The 19,190-nt window shown below is 45.4% G+C and carries 18 protein-coding genes and 1 tRNA gene; 4 read left to right on the forward strand and 15 right to left on the reverse strand.

The genetic code is table 11. The features are described 5' to 3' along the window. Positions 1 to 111: 111 nt before the first annotated feature. The gene (locus RJ47_RS07250) at positions 112 to 1,797 is read left to right on the forward strand and encodes an AMP-binding protein (protein ID WP_038139859.1); all 1,686 of its coding nucleotides are present in this window, start codon (positions 112 to 114) and stop codon (positions 1,795 to 1,797) included. Between the two features lie 94 nt (positions 1,798 to 1,891). Then, on the forward strand, positions 1,892 to 2,797 hold the full coding sequence (locus RJ47_RS07255; protein ID WP_038189665.1) for a LysR substrate-binding domain-containing protein: 906 nt from the start codon (positions 1,892 to 1,894) through the stop codon (positions 2,795 to 2,797). 40 nt (positions 2,798 to 2,837) lie between these two features. Here the strand turns inward: RJ47_RS07255 and RJ47_RS07260 are convergent, their stop codons facing one another. From RJ47_RS07260 to trmJ, 14 genes are all read right to left on the reverse strand, one after another. Then, complete coding sequence (locus RJ47_RS07260) at positions 2,838 to 3,872, reverse strand: ABC transporter substrate-binding protein (protein WP_039482811.1); 1,035 nt, start codon at positions 3,870 to 3,872, stop codon at positions 2,838 to 2,840. Positions 3,873 to 4,093: 221 nt separating this feature from the next. Beyond that, a complete protein-coding gene (gene fusA / locus RJ47_RS07265; protein ID WP_038139855.1) occupies positions 4,094 to 6,181 on the reverse strand; it encodes an elongation factor G in 2,088 nt (695 codons plus the stop codon). A gap of 666 nt (positions 6,182 to 6,847) precedes the next feature. Further along, the gene (locus tag RJ47_RS07270; protein WP_052237925.1) at positions 6,848 to 8,479 is read right to left on the reverse strand and encodes a sensor domain-containing diguanylate cyclase; all 1,632 of its coding nucleotides are present in this window, start codon (positions 8,477 to 8,479) and stop codon (positions 6,848 to 6,850) included. 189 nt (positions 8,480 to 8,668) lie between these two features. Then, positions 8,669 to 9,097, reverse strand: a complete 429-nt coding sequence (gene ndk / locus RJ47_RS07275) for a nucleoside-diphosphate kinase (protein WP_005476778.1) — start codon at positions 9,095 to 9,097, stop codon at positions 8,669 to 8,671. Positions 9,098 to 9,163: 66 nt separating this feature from the next. Beyond that, positions 9,164 to 10,462 carry an aminopeptidase PepB gene (pepB, locus tag RJ47_RS07280; RefSeq protein WP_039482814.1) on the reverse strand — a complete coding sequence of 433 codons (1,299 nt, stop codon included), beginning with the start codon at positions 10,460 to 10,462 and terminating at the stop codon, positions 9,164 to 9,166. Between the two features lie 149 nt (positions 10,463 to 10,611). After that, the gene (gene iscX / locus RJ47_RS07285; RefSeq protein ID WP_005476792.1) at positions 10,612 to 10,806 is read right to left on the reverse strand and encodes a Fe-S cluster assembly protein IscX; all 195 of its coding nucleotides are present in this window, start codon (positions 10,804 to 10,806) and stop codon (positions 10,612 to 10,614) included. Between the two features lie 57 nt (positions 10,807 to 10,863). Continuing rightward, the gene (fdx, locus tag RJ47_RS07290) at positions 10,864 to 11,202 is read right to left on the reverse strand and encodes an ISC system 2Fe-2S type ferredoxin (RefSeq protein WP_005476776.1); all 339 of its coding nucleotides are present in this window, start codon (positions 11,200 to 11,202) and stop codon (positions 10,864 to 10,866) included. A gap of 11 nt (positions 11,203 to 11,213) precedes the next feature. Then, on the reverse strand, positions 11,214 to 13,067 hold the full coding sequence (hscA, locus tag RJ47_RS07295) for a Fe-S protein assembly chaperone HscA (RefSeq protein WP_039482817.1): 1,854 nt from the start codon (positions 13,065 to 13,067) through the stop codon (positions 11,214 to 11,216). 19 nt (positions 13,068 to 13,086) lie between these two features. After that, on the reverse strand, positions 13,087 to 13,602 hold the full coding sequence (hscB, locus tag RJ47_RS07300) for a co-chaperone HscB (protein WP_039482820.1): 516 nt from the start codon (positions 13,600 to 13,602) through the stop codon (positions 13,087 to 13,089). A gap of 56 nt (positions 13,603 to 13,658) precedes the next feature. Further along, a complete protein-coding gene (iscA, locus tag RJ47_RS07305; RefSeq protein WP_005476800.1) occupies positions 13,659 to 13,982 on the reverse strand; it encodes an iron-sulfur cluster assembly protein IscA in 324 nt (107 codons plus the stop codon). A 68-nt stretch (positions 13,983 to 14,050) separates the two neighbouring features. Beyond that, the gene (gene iscU / locus RJ47_RS07310; RefSeq protein WP_005476795.1) at positions 14,051 to 14,434 is read right to left on the reverse strand and encodes a Fe-S cluster assembly scaffold IscU; all 384 of its coding nucleotides are present in this window, start codon (positions 14,432 to 14,434) and stop codon (positions 14,051 to 14,053) included. Positions 14,435 to 14,482: 48 nt separating this feature from the next. Beyond that, on the reverse strand, positions 14,483 to 15,697 hold the full coding sequence (locus RJ47_RS07315; RefSeq protein WP_005476772.1) for an IscS subfamily cysteine desulfurase: 1,215 nt from the start codon (positions 15,695 to 15,697) through the stop codon (positions 14,483 to 14,485). A 29-nt stretch (positions 15,698 to 15,726) separates the two neighbouring features. Then, entirely contained in the window at positions 15,727 to 16,233 is a 507-nt protein-coding gene (gene iscR, locus RJ47_RS07320; protein WP_072016635.1) for a Fe-S cluster assembly transcriptional regulator IscR, read from the reverse strand. A gap of 119 nt (positions 16,234 to 16,352) precedes the next feature. Beyond that, complete coding sequence (trmJ, locus tag RJ47_RS07325; protein WP_039482824.1) at positions 16,353 to 17,078, reverse strand: tRNA (cytosine(32)/uridine(32)-2'-O)-methyltransferase TrmJ; 726 nt, start codon at positions 17,076 to 17,078, stop codon at positions 16,353 to 16,355. A gap of 177 nt (positions 17,079 to 17,255) precedes the next feature. On the opposite strand from trmJ, the gene suhB reads away from it, so the two are divergent. Together suhB and RJ47_RS07335 are read left to right on the forward strand one after the other, a co-directional pair. Continuing rightward, on the forward strand, positions 17,256 to 18,059 hold the full coding sequence (gene suhB / locus RJ47_RS07330; protein ID WP_038139846.1) for an inositol-1-monophosphatase: 804 nt from the start codon (positions 17,256 to 17,258) through the stop codon (positions 18,057 to 18,059). A 153-nt stretch (positions 18,060 to 18,212) separates the two neighbouring features. Further along, complete coding sequence (locus RJ47_RS07335; protein ID WP_039482826.1) at positions 18,213 to 18,878, forward strand: substrate-binding periplasmic protein; 666 nt, start codon at positions 18,213 to 18,215, stop codon at positions 18,876 to 18,878. A 188-nt stretch (positions 18,879 to 19,066) separates the two neighbouring features. On the opposite strand, the gene RJ47_RS07340 is transcribed toward RJ47_RS07335, so the two are convergent. Next, positions 19,067 to 19,143, reverse strand: a tRNA-Trp gene (locus RJ47_RS07340). Positions 19,144 to 19,190: the final 47 nt, after the last annotated feature.

The raw sequence follows: 19,190 nt of genomic DNA on the forward strand, positions 1-19,190 counted from the left end.
GGGTATATTATTATCGCAATGCTTCACTCTCTTTCTTCTTCCATGCTAAAGTTAACAAGCTGTTAACAATAAAAATAAATCATTATTTTGCCAATAACATGGAGTTAGAGAATGATTCAGCCTAACGAGTTAAGCAAACCAACTTGTGCTCTCCCACCACCGAACGAAATGATCTTGAAATGGGCCGAGGAACGTCCCAATGAGATCTACCTAAAGCAGATTATTAATCGTCAGTTTGTCGAATACACATACGCAGAGGTTGCCGATAAAGCCCTAAGGCTGGCAACAGCGTTAAAAGAATTTGGCTTACAACCCGGCGATAAAGTCGCGCTTGTATCCAAAAACTGTGCGGAATGGTTTATTTGTGACTTAGCCATGATGCTTGGTGACTTTGTCAGTGTGCCGATCTTTCCCACTGCAGGTGCCGACACCATCGAATACTGTGTCACCCACAGCGAAAGTAAAGTGCTGATTGGCGGTAAACTCGATGATGCCGCGGCAACGCAGCAGGTCATTGATTCTCAGGAAAACCTGATTACGGTGTCATTACCTTATGACAGCGCGCCAAAATGTCAGCACAGCTTCAATGATCTGATTGAGAAGTTCGAGCCTAGCCAAGACAGACCTCAACACCATGACGATAAACTGATGTCACTGGTGTACACCTCTGGTACCTCTGGCTTGCCAAAAGGAGCGATGCTCACTTACGGCGCATTTAGTTGGTCAGTACAGCAGTTGATCAATCACATCGGAATTCAAGAGAACGATCGGTTATTCTCCTATTTGCCGCTGGCTCATATCACCGAGCGCGTTTATATCTTCGGTTCTTCTATTCAAGGAGGCGTTCAAACCGCCTTCCCAGAATCTCTAGACACCTTTATTGAAGATGTAAAAATGCAGCGCCCGACGTTGTTCATCTCTGTCCCTCGTTTATGGACCCTGTTCCAGCAACGCATTCAAGACAAGCTGCCACAGAAAAAACTCAACATCTTACTTAAGATTCCATTTGTGAACTCCTTAATTAAGAAGAAGCTCGCCGATGGCCTAGGTTTAGATCAAGCGCGTGTGCTAGGTTGTGGCTCAGCCCCAGTGTCACCCGCATTACTCGAATGGTACCGTAGCGTTGGCCTCAATATTACTGAAGCATGGGGGATGACCGAGTCGTTCGCGTACAGTACGTTGAACTACCCATTCCGCGCAGACAAGATTGGTAGTGTGGGTAACGCAGGCCCAGGGATTGAACTCAAAATCGCTGAAGATGACGAGATTATGGTTCGCGGTAAGGGGCTTTTCTCGGGTTACTACAAAAATGACATCGCCACACAAGAGTCGTTTGATGCTGAAGGCTGGTTGCACACCGGTGATATTGGCTCTCTCGATAGTGACGGTTATTTAACCATTCAAGGGCGCAAGAAGGACAACTTCAAGACGGCAAAAGGCAAGTTCGTTGCACCAGTTCCTATAGAGAAGAAACTCTTTGAGTACAGCCGTGTCGAGATGATGTGCCTGATTGGCCTCGGATTACCTGCCCCTATCTTACTGGTTGTTCCTCATGATTTTCCGAACTTTGACCGTGCTCGTTATGAGCGTACCACCAAGAAAGTTATCACTCGGATGAACCAGGAACTGGAGTCACACGAGCAGATTAAAGGGGTATTGATGATCAAAGACCCTTGGAGTATTGAGAATGGTATCTTAACGCCAACGTTGAAGATAAAGCGCCATGTGCTTGAACAGAAGTACCACGATATGGGGCAAAACTGGCCAAAAGGTCAGTTGGTCGTGTGGGAAGAGTAGTTAACACATCAAAGGAGAGCACCCGCTCTCCTTTTGCTTTTTAATCAAAGCCATTATGATTGCACTCCCCTTCTAGTTTATACAGGATGTATTTATGGATGCTAGGCTGCATCACCTACCAGGACTGCGCTACTTTGAAGTTGCTGCACGGCTAAACAGTTACAGTCGCGCCGCAGAAGAGCTGTTCATCAGCCAAGCAGCTGTCAGCCAGAAGATTCGCCAGTTAGAAGATGGACTTGGTTGCAAACTTTTTGTCCGTGATGGACGGGAAATGCGCCTAACTGAAGCTGGGAAAGTTCTATATCGGCATGTATCTCAGGGGCTTGAGATCATCGTCAGTGGTCTCAATCAAATCCAAAGCGAACCTGTAGAAGGATTGCTTTGCGTCAGCTCTACACCGTCTTTTGCATCTCGCTGGCTGCTTCCAAGGCTATGGAAGTTTTCAACTCAACATCCGAATATCCCAATTCGTATTTTGACCAGTTGCGATGCTCCCAATTTAAAACAAGGGGATGCCGACTTAGCAATTTGGCAAGGAGACGAATTGGACATCAATAGCGACAGTAAACTGCACAAAGAATTTCTGTTTGAGGAGACCATTTACCCGTTCTGCTCCCCTCATCTGGCCAAGAGCATTGACCTTTCCAACCCCGAACAGCTACTCAATACTTGGTTGATTCACTACGAGTCCGGCGGCTACCCTTGGCAAAGCTGGTTTGCCCAAGCAGGTGTGACAATGAACAAAGAATCGGTTCAGTGGATGGACGTCAGTACCTTTGATCACGCTATGAATGCCGTTATGGCAGGTCATGGGGCTTGTCTGGCTTCTGATTCGTTAGCTAGTGACTACGTCGAACGGGGATTATTATTTAAACCTTTCGATATTGGAATGACTCCGGGCATTCAGTTTAATCTCTTCTATGACGACAAATCGCCGCGTCGCCAACGCATCTCAGCATTCGCGAACTGGTTACATAGTGAGATTTCAACATCAGACTAAATTGCCCCTCATCGATAAGGGGCAATCTGAACTCTTGATACTATTGAGCTCTTAGGCGTTGCCAGTACTTTTCGTAAATCGCTAGGGTCTCACTGCCAACATCATTGATAAACTCACCTTTTTGGATATCTTCCACTGATGGGAAAATGGTGGCATTGTTTTTTAACTCATCCACCAGCAGAGCTCGACCCGACTGAGTGACAGAGGCATAGCCCAAGCTGTTTACAATCTCAGCCTGCTGCTGCGGCTGGTACATAAAGCGAATAAATTGGTGGGCAAGTGCCTTGTTTTGACTTCCCGATGGAATGGTAAAGTTGTCCATCCACAACACGGCGCCCTCTTCAGGCATCACGAACTTCAGCTCCGCCATTTCAGCTTGCCCTTGATACGCATTCCCATTCCACTGCATGCCCAGTGCAGCTTCACCAGCAACGTAAGGCATTTGAGGCGCATCTGAATTATAAAGCAGCACATTGTCTTTTAGTGCTACCAATGATTCGTACGCTTGCTTAATTTCCTGCTCATTGTTGCTGTTAATGCTATGCCCATTGAGTTTTAACGCCATTCCAAACACGTCACGAATATCATCAATCAACATGACTTGCTGTGCGTATTTGGCATCCCAAAGCTGGGCCCACTTTGTAATAGGCTCTTCAACCAAACTCTCATTGTAGCTAATACCAGTCACTCCCCAAATATACGGCAGTGAGTAGCGGTTGTTCGGGTCGTGAGCTTGACCAAGTAAGCCTTCCATCGCATCAGACAAGTTCGGGATTTGCGAGTGGTCAATCTCTGAAAGTAAGCCTTCTCTGCTCATTTTCTCGATAAAGTAAGCAGAAGCAAAAACCACGTCATACCCCTTGCCTTTCACAAGCTTCAACTTAGTGTACATAGACTCATTGTTTTCAAAGGTTGAGTAGTTAACTGTGACACCATGCTGTTTTTCAAATGCTTTCAGTGATGCTTCTGGCAGGTAGCCTCCCCAAGCGTAGACATTAAGGACGTTTTCATTGGCCAGTATAGAGAGACTAAACAACAAAGCGCTCAGTCCGACAGCTTTGGAAATTGCTTTCATAGTATGCGATCCAACTTATCCAGCAACGCGCTGGGATTCGCACGCATAGTTATCTAAATGTTACCTAATTGAAAGGCAATTAATTTTATCGTTTCGAGCGTTAATTGTTATCAGAACATTCATAACTCAAACCAATACAACAAACGGCAAATAGTAGATAACAAAAAGCCCCTGAAGCTTTCACTTCAGGGGCTTTTAAAGCTATCTAGCTAAAGCAAGAATTACTTCTTAGCTTCGCGCTCTTTAACTTCTGCGATAACTTGCTCAGCAACGTTTGCTGGACAAGGTGCGTATTGACCGAACTCCATAGAGAACTGACCACGACCAGAAGTGATAGTACGTAGGTGACCGATGTAGCCAAACATTTCTGATAGAGGAACGTCTGCTTTAATACGAACGCCTGTAGTACCAGCTTGTTGGTCTTTGATCATACCACGACGACGGTTAAGGTCACCGATTACGTCACCAACGTTATCTTCTGGAGTGAACACGTCAACTTTCATGATTGGCTCAAGAAGTTGCGCACCTGCTTTAGGCATAGACTGACGGAATGCGCCTTTCGCCGCGATTTCGTAAGCGATTGCTGAAGAGTCAACTGCGTGGAAACCACCGTCGAATAGTTCAACTTCTACGTCTAGAGTTGGGAAACCAGCTAGAACACCAGTGTCCATCATAGATGCGAAGCCTTTCTCTACTGCAGGCCAGAATTCTTTAGGTACGTTACCACCAACAACTGTTGAAGAGAACGTAAAGCCAGAGTTTGGCTCACCTGGGCGGATACGGTAGTCGATCTTACCGAACTGACCAGAACCACCAGACTGCTTCTTGTGCGTGTAGCTATCTTCAACTGCTTGAGTGATAGTTTCACGGTAAGCTACCTGTGGAGCACCTACTTCAAGCTCAACGCCGTAAGTACGCTTAAGGATATCTACCTTGATGTCTAGGTGAAGTTCACCCATACCTTTCAGGATAGTTTCGCCTGAGTCTTCGTCAGTCTCAACTTGGAATGATGGATCTTCTGCAACCATCTTACCAATCGCGATACCCATTTTCTCTGTAGAACCTTTGTCTTTTGGAGAAACAGCAATAGAGATTACTGGTTCTGGGAAGATCATAGCTTCTAGAGTACATTCGTGCTTAGGATCACATAGAGTGTGACCAGTTTGAACGTTCTTCATACCTACGATAGCGATGATGTCACCAGCTTGAGCTTCAGTTAGCTCGTTACGCTCGTCCGCTTGCATCTCACACATACGACCGATACGCTCTGTTTTACCAGTCGCTGAGTTAAGGATAGTGTCACCCTTCTTCAGACGGCCAGAGTAGATACGTACGAATGTTAGGGCACCAAAACGGTCATCCATGATTTTGAATGCTAGCGCTTTTAGTGGCTCATCTGCAGATACAGTTGCAACTTCGCCAGTTGGCTCACCAGTTTCTGGATCTGTTAGAGGCTGAGGATCAACTTCGTTTGGAGCTGGTAGGTAATCTACAACAGCGTCAAGGATAAGTTGCATGCCTTTGTTCTTGAATGCAGAACCACAGAACGTTGGGAAGAACGCTAGATCACGTGTACCTTTACGGATACAAGCTTTTAGCTGCTCGATAGTTGGCTCTTCGCCTTCCATGTAGGCTTCCATTAGGTCGTCGTCTTGCTCTACAGCAGTCTCAACTAGCTCTTCACGGTACGCTTCTAGGTCATCAAGCATGTCCGCTGGAACATCTTGAATTTCGTAGTTTTCTGGTAGACCAGTTTCGTCCCAAACGTAAGCTTTACGGTTTAGTACGTCTACAACACCAACGAAATCGTCTTCACGACCGATTGGCAGAGTCATAACTAGTGGGTTAGCGCCTAGTACGTTCTTCACTTGGTCAACAACGTTGAAGAAGTCTGCACCCATACGGTCTAGTTTGTTTACGAAGATCAGACGAGCAACTTCTGAATCGTTCGCGTAGCGCCAGTTTGTTTCTGACTGAGGCTCAACACCACCAGAACCACAGAATACACCGATACCACCGTCAAGAACTTTAAGTGAACGGTATACTTCTACTGTAAAGTCAACGTGTCCCGGAGTATCGATAACGTTTAGGCGGTGGCCATTCCACTCACAAGTTACGGCAGCAGACTGGATTGTGATACCACGCTCAGCTTCCTGCTCCATGAAGTCAGTTGTAGACTCACCGTCGTGTACTTCACCAGTTTTGTGGATTTTACCAGTAAGCTTAAGGATACGCTCAGTGGTGGTAGTTTTACCCGCATCAACGTGCGCGAAAATACCAATGTTTCTGTACTTTGATAAATCTGCCATTGTCTTACTCTGTTTATAAGGTATAAATTGCGCGCAGAGTATATCACAATCTGTCAAGACTGATACCCTTGCGTGCGCTGTATTTAAAAAAAGTTTGGGCTGCTGCCCTCACATGTAGGATAGGTAATAAAGCCTGTTTCTGCCTAACGCTAGAACCAATCAACCACCCCTTTTGATCGCTTTCGATGAAGTGTACGTCCTACCTGTTCAACCTTCAAAAATCGAACCCCTGTGACGCTTCATGGAAACAATATAGCTGTTTATACGCTCATTTTCGAGTTCCAACCTCAACAATGAACAAAAAGGGGTGACGAACTCCCTGCCTGTGTCATTCAAATGCTATAGGTTCACAAAGTTCTCTATTCGATTAAATCCCGACGCGACACTCACCAAAGCACTCACCAGTAACATTACGGATAGCACTTCGACAGCGTATGGAGCTAGCAATCACCAGATATTGGGTTACTCACTGAGACACATACAATCAAAAGCAACCTCCTCCTAGGCGAGATAATTCAGTCAGGAGTATTTGATAAATCGGCTGCAAAGCAATAACTCAATGAGAATGCTCAAGAATTTGTAAGGAGTAGCAACTTAGCGGTGTAAGCGTCGCTCACAATCAAAAACGGTGGCATGTGTTAGAGGTCGAGTATTGGAACGATTATCTTAAATTTCGTATTCGGTGAGTTGTTGGTACTTTCTTTTCTTATTGTTGAACATATTTTTGTCTGCCTCTCTCACCACGGCTTCATAGTCGCCATTGGTTTGGAAATGGGCTGCTCCGTAACTCACACCAACACTTGGTAAGAATTGAGTTCTTAATGTTTGGTCAAGCTCATCTAATGCAGCCTTAATGCGAGAGACATTACTCTCACTAAATACCAAGCCAAACTCATCGCCGGAGATTCGATAAAGCTCGGCATTGTTAGGCAGTGCGGCCATTAAGCGTTCACTGAATGTCACCAGTAGCTCGTCGCCCATTTCGTGACCGTAATTGTCATTGCACGACTTCAGACCATCCAAGTCAATATAGATAAACCCTTCACCTGACGCAGCCGTTTTGAGTTTCTTTTCCATAGCATAACGGTTGGGTAATTGAGTGAGTGCATCGGTATGTGCTATTTCCAACATATCTTTCGCTTGCTTTAAGGCGCGCGTTTTTTCATGTTGAAGTCGTGTCATTTGATAAGCGATGACGCATGAAAGGAAAAGAACTTCCCAAGTCACAGCAATCAACCCAATGTGCGACATGTAGATGGTTTTGAGGTCCGCGATTTGCTCTTGCGAAATGGCTATCGACCCGAGTACAACGAACCCTGCGTTTGCCACTAGATACCAACGAGCCACGATGCTTCGTTTCAGACTCTTATATATGCCAGCGATGACACCAAATAGTAAGAATAAGCCGACAGCAAAACGGTTAAATTCGTTCTGCCAATGAGGCATGAAAAATGACAGCAGAACGAAGCTACTAAATAACGCAATCACCGTTGCCCCAATCCACCACATGTACTTGTCAGCCTGTCGCGAGATTTGTAGCAGGGACATAACAAACACAATGTAAGCGATATTAGAAAACAGAATAGGCCAACTCGCCCCGCCATACCAATGTACTCCCATCAGCTGAGGCAGAACGTGTAACGTAGTGGCATTAAAGACTAAGTTGCCAGCAATGAACAGCGCGTAACTTAAATCAACCAGACTTAGGCGCGTCACCGATAAGACGAGGTAATAGAAGAACAGACCAACGAACACCCCTAAGCCTAAAAGAGTAATAGTGTTACCAAGGTTAATTTCCCGAATGTACTCTTCTTCCGCCATAATAAAAGGAGTGGGAGGAGCGATATTGAACTGAGAAGCCTGAGAGGTAATGAGGTAATAGTGACCAGGCGTCAACATAGCCTCCCTACCGTTACGCAAAAAGTAAGGGGTTGGCTCATTAGACAGCAAACCACCAGCAAAATGAGCAACTAATCGCCCTTCTACATCAAATAGCCAGTGGTCAAATTTGCCGATCAAGGCTGAATTACGAAAATCAATAACGTAGCTTTTGGGATGGCTTACCTTAAACTCGAGTAAACTGGTGTAGGTTCCACCAGTTAAACCAAAGCTATCGGATGAACCATTGAAAAACTCATTAATGTCGTTAAATGGGGCATCAGAAGACCAACGCTTATCGGCTACCCACGTCACTTCATTCTGAAAAATAGTACTAAAGTTATCTTCTGCGAACGAATATTGGACAAAGCCAAGCGCTAAGATGAAGAGCAAAGCACACTGTTTTCTAAGGGTATCCATGACCAAAATATCATTCCAATTGATAAGTCTTCAACCACCGATTATGCAATACCCTGTGTCATAAAAAACAACTTTCAAACTAACATCATTGAAATATGTGACGCTCATCAATACGTCACTTGAAAGAAAAAACCAACGGCATTCAGCGCGTTGGTTTGTAAAAGTTATCAATAAACGTCTAATTGATGATTAAGGTCTTGGGCAGATTTCAGACTGAGGGAAGAAAAACTCGATTTCTCTTGCCGCCGACGTTGGGCTATCAGAACCATGAACGGAGTTGTAACGCATGCTTAGTGCGTAGTCCGCTCGGATTGTGCCGCACGCTGCTTCTTCTGGGTTAGTTTTACCCATCAACTCACGGTAACGCGCAATCGCATTTTCACCTTCAAGTACTTGAACCATAATTGGCCCAGACGTCATGAATTCTTTCAATGCAGGGAAAAACTCTTTGCCTTCATGTTCTGCGTAAAAGCCACTCGCTTGCTCTTCTGTTAGATGCACCATCTTCGCGGCAACAATTTGTAGACCCGCTTTTTCAATACGATGATAAATCTCACCAATCAGGTTGCGCTTAACTGCATCGGGCTTAACGATAGAAAAAGTTCTTTCTAGAGCCATAAGGTATCCTTTCGTTTTCTCTTGTTTAGATAAAGAAGAGGCTCTACGGCCTCTTAATCATTGATATTATTTATTTGCTTGCTGAACCAATAGGCCCGCTAGGCTTCGAACGCCAACACCAGTTGCACCGGCCGCCCATTTATCTGTCGCAGCTTTTCGGTACGTCGCGGCGCAGTCAAAATGCAGCCAACCTTTTTTGTAATCTTCAACAAAGTAAGATAAGAAGGCTGCGGCAGTGCTTGCACCCGGAGAGTAATCACCACTGCTGATGTTTGACAGATCCGCAAAGTTCGATGGCAACATTCCTCTATGGAAATCAGCCAAAGGCAAAGGCCATAGACCTTCTTTCTCTTCACGCGCTGCCGTCAATGCTTGGTGAGAAAGCTCATCATCAAAGCTCATTAGCGCATGGTAGTCATTACCCAATGCGTTCTTCGCAGCACCCGTTAGAGTCGCACAATCAATAATCAGCTCTGGATTTTGTTCGCTCGCGTAAATCAGGCCATCAGCAAGTACCAAACGCCCTTCCGCATCGGTATTCATGATCTCAACGGTTTTGCCATTCTTGTAGGTAATGATATCGCCCAACTTCAAAGCTCGACCTGAGATCATGTTCTCCGCACAACATAGGATCAACTTCACACGCTTATTCAAACCACGCATGATCGCAAGACCAAGACCGCCGGTAATCGTACCAGAACCGCCCATGTCCGCTTTCATCGCGGTCATAAATCCAGACGGCTTAATGCTGTAACCACCTGAATCAAAAGTAATGCCTTTACCCACTAGGCAGGCAAACACTGGTGCGTTTTCATCACCTGTCGGGTTAAAGTCCAGTTGAAGCATTGCCGAAGTGCGGTCTGAACCACGACCCACGGCATAGATGCCTTGCCAACCTTCCGCCAACAGATCTTTATCTTTTACGATGCGTGCTTTAACGGTACCTTCTGGGGCTACTGACTTAATAAACTCGGCCGCCATGGTTGCCAATTGACGAGGGGCAACTTCTTCTGCGGTTTTGTTGATGATATCGCGAGTGAAGTCGGTCGCTTTAATTCGCGCGCTCAGCTCAGCTTGATCCGCTTCTGCTAACTCTTGCCATTGGCAGTGATTCTCTTTTTTAGGCCCACGGTAACCCTGGTGAAATGCCCAAACACTTTCCAAATCCCAACCGTCACCAACAAGAGACACTGAAGCGATCCCTTGTCCATCTAGCTTGCGCGCGGCCTTTTGAATGGCACCAAGATCGTGACCTTCTCCAAGGTGAATCGTCGCTCCCTTGTCGGAAAACGAAATTAATGCGTTGTCTCCCCAATGAGGGGCTGCAGGATCTTGGCTTAGAAATACTGACATCTGTGTAGACATGGTTTCTCCTTGTCTGTATTGGCGCTGCCTACGCCTTTTTCTATTCACGATGAGATGTTAACACTTTAATGTTAAATTGATAAAAAACGGACCCAAAGGCCCGTTATTTTTAGTAAATTTTGTTAACTGCGAGGGATTTCCCGAACAAGTTAATCCATTTCATCCATCCAGCAAAGGATCACCGCTTCTAAAATCTTTTCATTTGATCGATTTGGCTCATCCTCAAACTCTTCCAATTCTAGAATCCATTGGTGAAGATCGGTAAAACGTACCGTTTTTGGATCAACGTCCGGAAACTTATCGCATAGTTCGATCGCAATATCGCGTGAATCTGTCCATTTCATTGCTTACCTTCCTACTCGATGATGAGTTGTTATTATCGTCTTAACGTAAATTGCAGATTAATGATCTTCTGATGCGTGATTCAACGTGTACTTTGGAATCTCAACCACCAGATCTTCATCCGCCACTTTTGCTTGGCAACCAAGACGAGATTCAGGCTCTAGACCCCACGCTTTATCAAGCATGTCATCTTCAAGCTCATCACTCTCTTCAAGAGAATCGAATCCTTCACGAATGACGACGTGACAAGTTGTGCAAGCACACGATTTTTCACACGCATGCTCAATACCGATGCCATTTTTTAGCGCGACGTCCAACACCGTGTCACCCGTATTTGCCTCAAGCACTGCACCTTCTGGGCATAAGTCTTCATGGGGTAATACAATAATTTTAGGCATAACTTAATCTCTTAAATATCATTAACTGACTGTCCAGACAGCGCAGCTCGAATTGATTTATCCATACGACGGGAGGCGAAGTCTTGGCTCGCTTTGTCCGTGTCTTTGATGCCCTGTTCAATTGCGTCGGCATTGTCTCCATTGCGTAGCTCGATGAGAGCTTCAATGGCCTTCAACAATGCTTGGCGCTCTTGCTCAGAAAGAAGTTCATCACCATCCGCTTGCATCGCCGTAATCAAGCCTTCGATAACACGATCGGCTTCTACACGCTGTTCTGCCAACGCCCGTGCTTGCATGTCCTCTTTGGCATGGGTCATGGAGTCGCGCAGCATGTTTGCGACCTCATCATCACTCAAACCATAAGAAGGCTTCACCTGAATTTCGGATTGAACACCTGTGCTCTTTTCCATTGCTGTAACCGAAAGCAGACCATCGGCATCAACTTGGTAAGTTACACGAATATGTGCAGCACCCGCAGCCATCGGAGGGATACCTTTCAGCGAAAATCGAGCTAAGGAACGACAGTCGTCCACCATCTCTCGCTCGCCTTGAACAATATGTACGCTCATTGCCGTCTGGCCATCTTTAAACGTGGTGAACTCTTGAGCTCGAGCAACAGGAATCGTTGTGTTGCGCGGAACAATTTTTTCAACGAGACCGCCCATGGTTTCGATACCAAGTGACAACGGAATCACATCAAGCAGTAGCATCTCTGAATCTGGCTTGTTGCCAGCCAAAATGTCAGCCTGGATACCGGCACCGATTGCAACGACTTCGTCAGGATTAATGCTTGTCAGAGGCGTTCGACCAAAAAACTCTCCAACCATCTCACGCACTAATAGCGTGCGTGTTGAACCGCCAACCATAACGACTTCAAGAACATCTTCTGCATCGACATCCGCATCTTTCAGTGCACGACGACAGGACATCAGCGTTTTCTTAACTAGAGGACGAATCAGATCTTCAAACTCTTCACGACTTACACTGCCTTTCCAGCCGAAAACATCCACGTCAACGATCTCTTTCTCAGAGAAGGCAATTTTTGTATCAGTTGCAATATTAAGTAGTGCGCGAGTCTTTTCAGGAGACAGTGCCCCTTCAATACCCGCTTGTTGCATCAGGTATTCCGCCAACAAGTGGTCGAAATCATCACCACCTAACGCGGAATCACCGCCAGTGGCAAGGACTTCAAAGACACCTTTCGACAAGCGAAGAAGAGAGATGTCAAATGTACCACCACCAAGGTCGTAGACAGCGATCACGCCTTCTTGCCCTGAATCTAAACCATAGGCAATTGCGGCTGCTGTCGGCTCATTCAAAAGACGTAAAACATGCATTCCTGCCAGCTTAGCTGCGTCTTTTGTACCTGCACGTTGTGCATCATCAAAATAAGCCGGTACCGTGATAACCACGCCAGCAAGCTCGCCGCCAAGTGTTTGCTCCGCGCGTTTACCAAGAGACTTTAAAATGTCAGCTGACACTTCTATCGGATTCTTGTCCCCTGCTTTTGTAGAAAGCACAGGTAATCCGTTGTCGCTCGCTTTAAATTGATAAGGTAAGTTCGGGTAACGCTGCTTAATGTCGTCAAGTGAACGGCCCAACAAGCGCTTCACCGAAATAATGGTATTTGCTGGGTCTTGTTCCGCCAACGCTTTCGCGGCCTGACCAACAAGTGGGAGCTCACCAGAGTAATTCACTACAGAAGGGAGAATACTGTGGCCATTTTCATCTTTTAGCGTAGCAGCATCACCACTACGTACCGACGCAACCAATGAGTTAGTCGTACCTAAATCAATGCCTGCTGCCAGTTTGTGCTCATGGGGTGCCGAGCTTTGACCCGGTTCTGCTATTTGAAGTAGTGCCATGATTGGTCCTTGTTGCTAACTAGCCGAGGAGTTTATCTTCCACTAGTTCGATTTCATTCTTTAATTTGGCAATAAACTTGAGCTTACGTACACGTTCCGCGGCTTTGAGCCATAGCGCATCATTCAACTCTTGCTCGAGGAGGGATAAATGCTGCTTAAACATCTTGCTCACTTTGGCGTCAAAATTGAACAGTGCCTCTTCCGAATCCGAGTGACTTGCAATCTCTTCTAGCTCTTCTCGCAACTCCATCTGCTCCATCAGAAACATAGGATCTTGCATCGTTTGCTGTTCTCCGCGTATCTCTACACCATTTTCCGCCAGTAGGTACTCAGCTCGAGATATTGGGCTTTTTAATACTTGATAAGCATCGTTGATTTCCGCTGCTCTCTGGACAGCCATCAGGCGATCACGCTCAGAGGCGGTTGCAAAGTTATCAGGATGAAACTGCTTTTGAAGTTCACGGAACTGTGAAGAAAGAAGGCTACCATCCAGCTTAAACTGACTTGGTAGCCCAAATAATTCAAAGTAATTCATTTAGAATTCGGTCCTTGGTAATCATCTGTGGGCGATTCACCCACAGGCGCTGTCAATTAAACGTTGAAGCTTTCACCACAACCACATTCGCTTTTGGCATTAGGGTTGTTGAACTCAAACCCTTCATTCAGGCCTTCTTTAACGTAATCCAACTCCGTACCATCCAAATACACGAGGCTTTTTTGATCGATAATGACCTTAACACCATCATGTTCGAACACTGAGTCTTCTTCGTTAAGCTCATCCACAAACTCAAGCACATACGCCATACCAGAACAGCCGGTCGTTTTTACACCCAAACGTAAACCGATACCTTTGCCTCGGTTATCTAGGAATGTCTTAACGCGACTTGCCGCGGTTTCTGTCATTGTGATGGCCATACTGCACCTTAGTTTGTCTATGTAGCGAATGAAACGGGAGGATTGACCTCCCATTATATACAGAATACTTATTCTTGGTGTTTTTTCTTGTAATCAGCAACCGCTGCTTTAATTGCATCTTCCGCAAGAATAGAACAGTGAACTTTTACCGGTGGTAGCTCAAGTTCTTCAGCAATTTCTGCGTTTTTGATTGCTGCAGCTTCATCAATGCTCTTACCTTTAACCCATTCAGTGACGAGTGAGCTTGACGCGATCGCGCTACCACAACCGTAAGTTTTGAACTTTGCATCCTCAATAATGCCTTCTGGCGTTACTTTGATCTGAAGTTTCATTACATCACCACACGCAGGAGCACCAACCATGCCGCTACCCACATTTGGATCTTCTTTATCAAATGAACCAACGTTACGTGGGTTCTCGTAGTGATCGATTACTTTTTCGCTATATGCCATGATAATTTACCTCGAATCCTCTATTAATCTTTGGGAATAACCTGCGTTTTAGTGGTGTGCCCACTCAACTGTGTCTAGGTCAATTCCTTCCTTGTACATATCCCATAGAGGAGACATGTCGCGCAGTTTAGTCACTGCTGTACGAATCTGTTCAATTGCATAGTCGATTTCTTCTTCTGTAGTGAAACGTCCGAAAGAGAAACGAACTGAGCTGTGTGCGAGTTCATCGTTTAGACCAAGAGCTCGAAGTACGTATGATGGCTCTAAGCTTGCTGATGTACATGCGCTACCTGATGATACCGCTAAGTCTTTAAGAGACATGAGAAGTGATTCACCTTCAACAAATGCAAAGCTCACGTTTAGGTTATGAGGAACACGTTGTTCAAGGTCACCATTCACGCTTACCGCTTCAAGATCTTTAACACCGTCAAGTAGGCGGTTACGCAATGCCAAAGCGTGGTCGAAATCTTTTTGCATGTCTTCTTTCGCCACGCGGAATGCTTCACCCATCCCCACAATTTGGTGAGTTGGAAGCGTACCTGAACGGAAGCCACGCTCATGACCGCCACCGTGCATTTGTGCCTCTAGGCGAATACGTGGTTTGCGACGAACGTAAAGCGCGCCAATACCTTTAGGGCCGTAGATTTTATGAGCAGAAAGGGAGATCAAATCGACTTTCATTTCTTGAACATCGATAGGTAATTTACCTGCAGATTGAGCGGCGTCGACATGGAAAACGATCTTACGCTCACGGCATAGTTCACCGATAGATGCGATATCTTGGATTACACCAATTTCGTTGTTCACGTGCATGATTGAAACAAGCACAGTGTCATCTCTCATTGCAGCTTCAAGCTTCTTAAGATCAATAATGCCGTTTGCTTCTGGTTCAAGGTAAGTCACTTCGAAACCTTCACGCTCAAGCTGACGACATGGGTCTAAAACAGCTTTGTGCTCAGTCTTACAAGTGATGACGTGCTTGCCTTTCTTAGAGTAGAAATGCGCAGCCCCTTTGATAGCTAGGTTGTCTGATTCAGTCGCACCCGATGTAAATACGATTTCACGTGGGTCCGCATTCAATAAATCTGCAATTTGCTCGCGTGCAGTATCTACCGCTTCTTCTGCCTGCCAGCCATAACGATGTGAACGCGAAGCTGGGTTGCCAAACGTGCCGTCAATAGTCATGTACTGAACCATTTTTTCAGCCACACGAGGATCAACAGGACAAGTCGCTGAATAATCAAGATAAATAGGCAGTTTCATTTTCTACTCCAATGTAACAGGCAAATCGCTTATGAGCGGACATTTACACCGATGGGTGCGGTGTTTGTATTTTTTGTAGCAAACCCATGGTTGACGGCAAGATCAATGTCTTGGCGGTCAGAAATTTCTAGGACTTCATTATCATGCATTAACTCACCTAAAGTGATGTTGTTCAAGAAGTCGCTAATACGTGAACTCAAGTCACGCCACAGTGTGTGAGTTAGGCAACGAGTGCCACCTTGGCAGTCTCCTTTCCCATTGCATTTAGTCGCATCTACAGATTCGTCTACCGCAGCAATGACCGTACCAATAGAGATAGACTGAGCGTCTTCACCAAGTCGGTAACCACCGCCAGGACCACGAACACTTGCAACCAAACCCGCTTTACGCAGTTTAGAGAAAAGCTGCTCTAGGTAAGATAGAGAGATCCCTTGACGCTCTGAAATATCAGCCAGAGGTACAGGGTTTTGTTGCGAATGCAGAGCCACATCTAACATGGCTGTCACTGCGTATCTTCCTTTAGATGTAAGTCTCATATAACACCATATCCACACCGTTAATATGGTAGGAATTCTTCCATACCTGACTATTTTGGTCAAGTATTTAATTGACTATTTTAGTCAGGTATTTAACCACTTTGCTTATATGGACAAAATCACTCGTTTATACGCTTTTCTATCGCAGTAAGAACACCACGTAAAATGTTCAGCTCTTGAGCTTCTGGTCTCGCGCGATTAAACAAACGACGCAGTTTATTCATCACCTTACCTGGTTGGTCTTCACTGATAAACTGGGTCTTTTGAGCCACTTTTTCAAGGTGCTCAAAGAACATTTCCAGCTCTTTGTGTCTTGGATATTCAACCAATTCGGTAGTCGCGTACTGGCTTTGCTCTTTTTCAAGGAAGGCCATACGCACTTCATAGCTTAGAGTCTGAACAGCCATCGCCAAATTGAGAGAGCTATATTCAGGGTTTGCAGGGATACAAACGTGGTAATGGCAGGTTTGCAATTCATCGTTGGTTAACCCCGTACGCTCTCGACCAAATACCAAAGCCACTGGGGCGCTTTGTCCTTCTTCGACAAACTTAACCCCACATTCTCGCGGTTCAAGCATTGGCCACTCCAATGTGCGAGAGCGAGCGCTCGATCCCACAACAAGAGCGCAGTCAGAGACAGCTTCAGTTAACGACGAGGCTATCTTAGCATTCTCAGCGATATCACTCGCCCCCGCAGCTAAAGCGAGGGCCTGTTCATCGACGCTGCATTGAGGATCAACTAGCACTAAATTACTCAAACCCATGACTTTCATAGCACGAGCGGCGGAGCCAATATTTCCAGAGTGCGAAGTCCCCACAAGGACAACTTTTACGTTGTGAAGCATCGATGAATCCTAAAGCTATTAATAAAGCGGCAAGATAATAGCATATACCTGACTAAAATGGTCAGGTCCTTTCTGATTAAAAACCAAGAGGACAAAAATTAACCGCTTCCATTTGGTCATTTATCTGGTATACTGCCGCCCGTTTTTCTGTTCTTTAACATCCGTTGGGAAATTAGTATGCATCCAATGCTTAATATCGCTATTCGTGCTGCACGAAAAGCAGGCAATCATATTGCTAAATCTTTAGAAAATGCTGAGAAGATCGAATCAACTCAGAAAGGCACGAACGACTTTGTTACTAACGTAGACAAAGAAGCAGAAGCTATCATTATCGATACGATTAAAGCGTCGTACCCAGAGCACTGCATCGTCGCAGAAGAAAATGGCGTTATTGAAGGTAAAGATAAAGAAGTACAATGGATCATCGACCCACTGGATGGCACTTCAAACTTTGTAAAAGGTTTACCACATTTTTCTGTCTCTATCGCTGTTCGCTTTAAAGGTAAAACAGAAGTTGCTTGTGTTTACGACCCAATGCTCAATGAGCTATTCACAGCTCAACGCGGTGCTGGTGCTCAGCTAAACAACGCACGTATCCGTGTAAAACAGCTAAAAGACCTTCAAGGCACTATTCTAGCGACTGGTTTCCCATACAAGCAAAAACAGCACTCTGAATCTTACTTCAAGATCATGTCAGCACTATTTGTAGACTGTGCTGACTTCCGTCGTACTGGTTCTGCCGCTCTAGACCTATGTTATGTTGCTGCAGGCCGTGTTGATGGTTTCTTCGAGTTAGGTCTTAAACCTTGGGACATCGCAGCGGGCGAACTGATCGCTCGAGAGGCTGGTGCTATCATCACCGATTTCGCAGGTGGCACTGACTACATGAAGTCAGGTAATGTTGTAGCTTCAAGCGCACGCGGTGTTAAAGGCATGCTTAAGCATATCCGTGAACACGGTAACGAAGCACTACTTAAATAAATCAAGCCCCGTCACAGCTGATTATGAAGCCCGCTCTTTGAGCGGGCTTTTTTATTGTCTAAAGCATCTATAATCAATATTGCACCTCCATAGTGGATTGTTCGCCTTATGAATTACCAACTTTCTTTCGCTTGCTTACTAATGTGTCCAGCAATGCTGCAAGCGAAATCTATTGTCATTGCAATTGAGGACTACCCTCCCCATACGTCCAGCTCCAACGCTGAGCATAGGTTGCTGCAAGATCCAGTGACCAAAGTATTTGAGTCGCTAGGCTACCAAGTTGTCTATGAATACACCTCATGGGCAAGAGCATTGAAAGGGGTTAGATCTGGGAAGTTTGATGCCACATTCCCTTGGTTCGAAAATAAAGATCGACGAGATCATTTCATACTTTCAGATAAATTAATGACACAAAAAGTCGTGTTCTTTCATCGCAAGGATAATGGATTTGATTGGCAAACCGACGAAGACCTTGCTTCATATACGTTGGGATCTGTGGTCGATTACACAGCACGGGATGTGCTCATTGAGATGGGACTAAAGCCATTCACTGGAAACACTGATAGCTATGTATTTCAATTGCTGTTCAAAGGGCGAATAGATGCCTATCCTGCTACGATTGAAACTGGGCAGATGAGAATTGATCAAGTACTCCCAAAAGAGGCGGCTGAAGAGTTAACCTATCATAACAAACCACTGTTCGAACAAGATATGTATTTACTTTTTTCTAAAGAGAAGTTTAAAGACTCTGCTCTACCTAAGAAGTTCAATCAGAAGTGGAATGATTATCTAAGAAGCGAAAAGCCGCTCGAGAAATAGAGTTTGGGGCAGATGCATTAATGGTTGCAGCTCAGTAATAAAAGTCACGTCACTTGCCTATAGACAATTAGGATTCAACAAGTAGGCCTTGTTCCTTTGGCAAGACGGGGAATACGCTGCTCTGCCAATTGAATACTTCAATACCAAAAAGCAAAAAGGCTCTAGTCTTTCGACTAGAGCCTTAGATATGGCAGGGGTGGAGAGATTCGAACTCCCAACACGCGGATTTGGAATCCGCTGCTCTGCCAATTGGAGCTACACCCCTATCTTCGTGTTTATTGAGACGACTCTCAAATAAGTGGCGGAGTGGAC

Source organism: Vibrio sinaloensis (assembly GCF_000808535.1).
In the GTDB taxonomy this organism is placed as follows: Bacteria; Pseudomonadota; Gammaproteobacteria; order Enterobacterales; family Vibrionaceae; genus Vibrio; species Vibrio sinaloensis_D.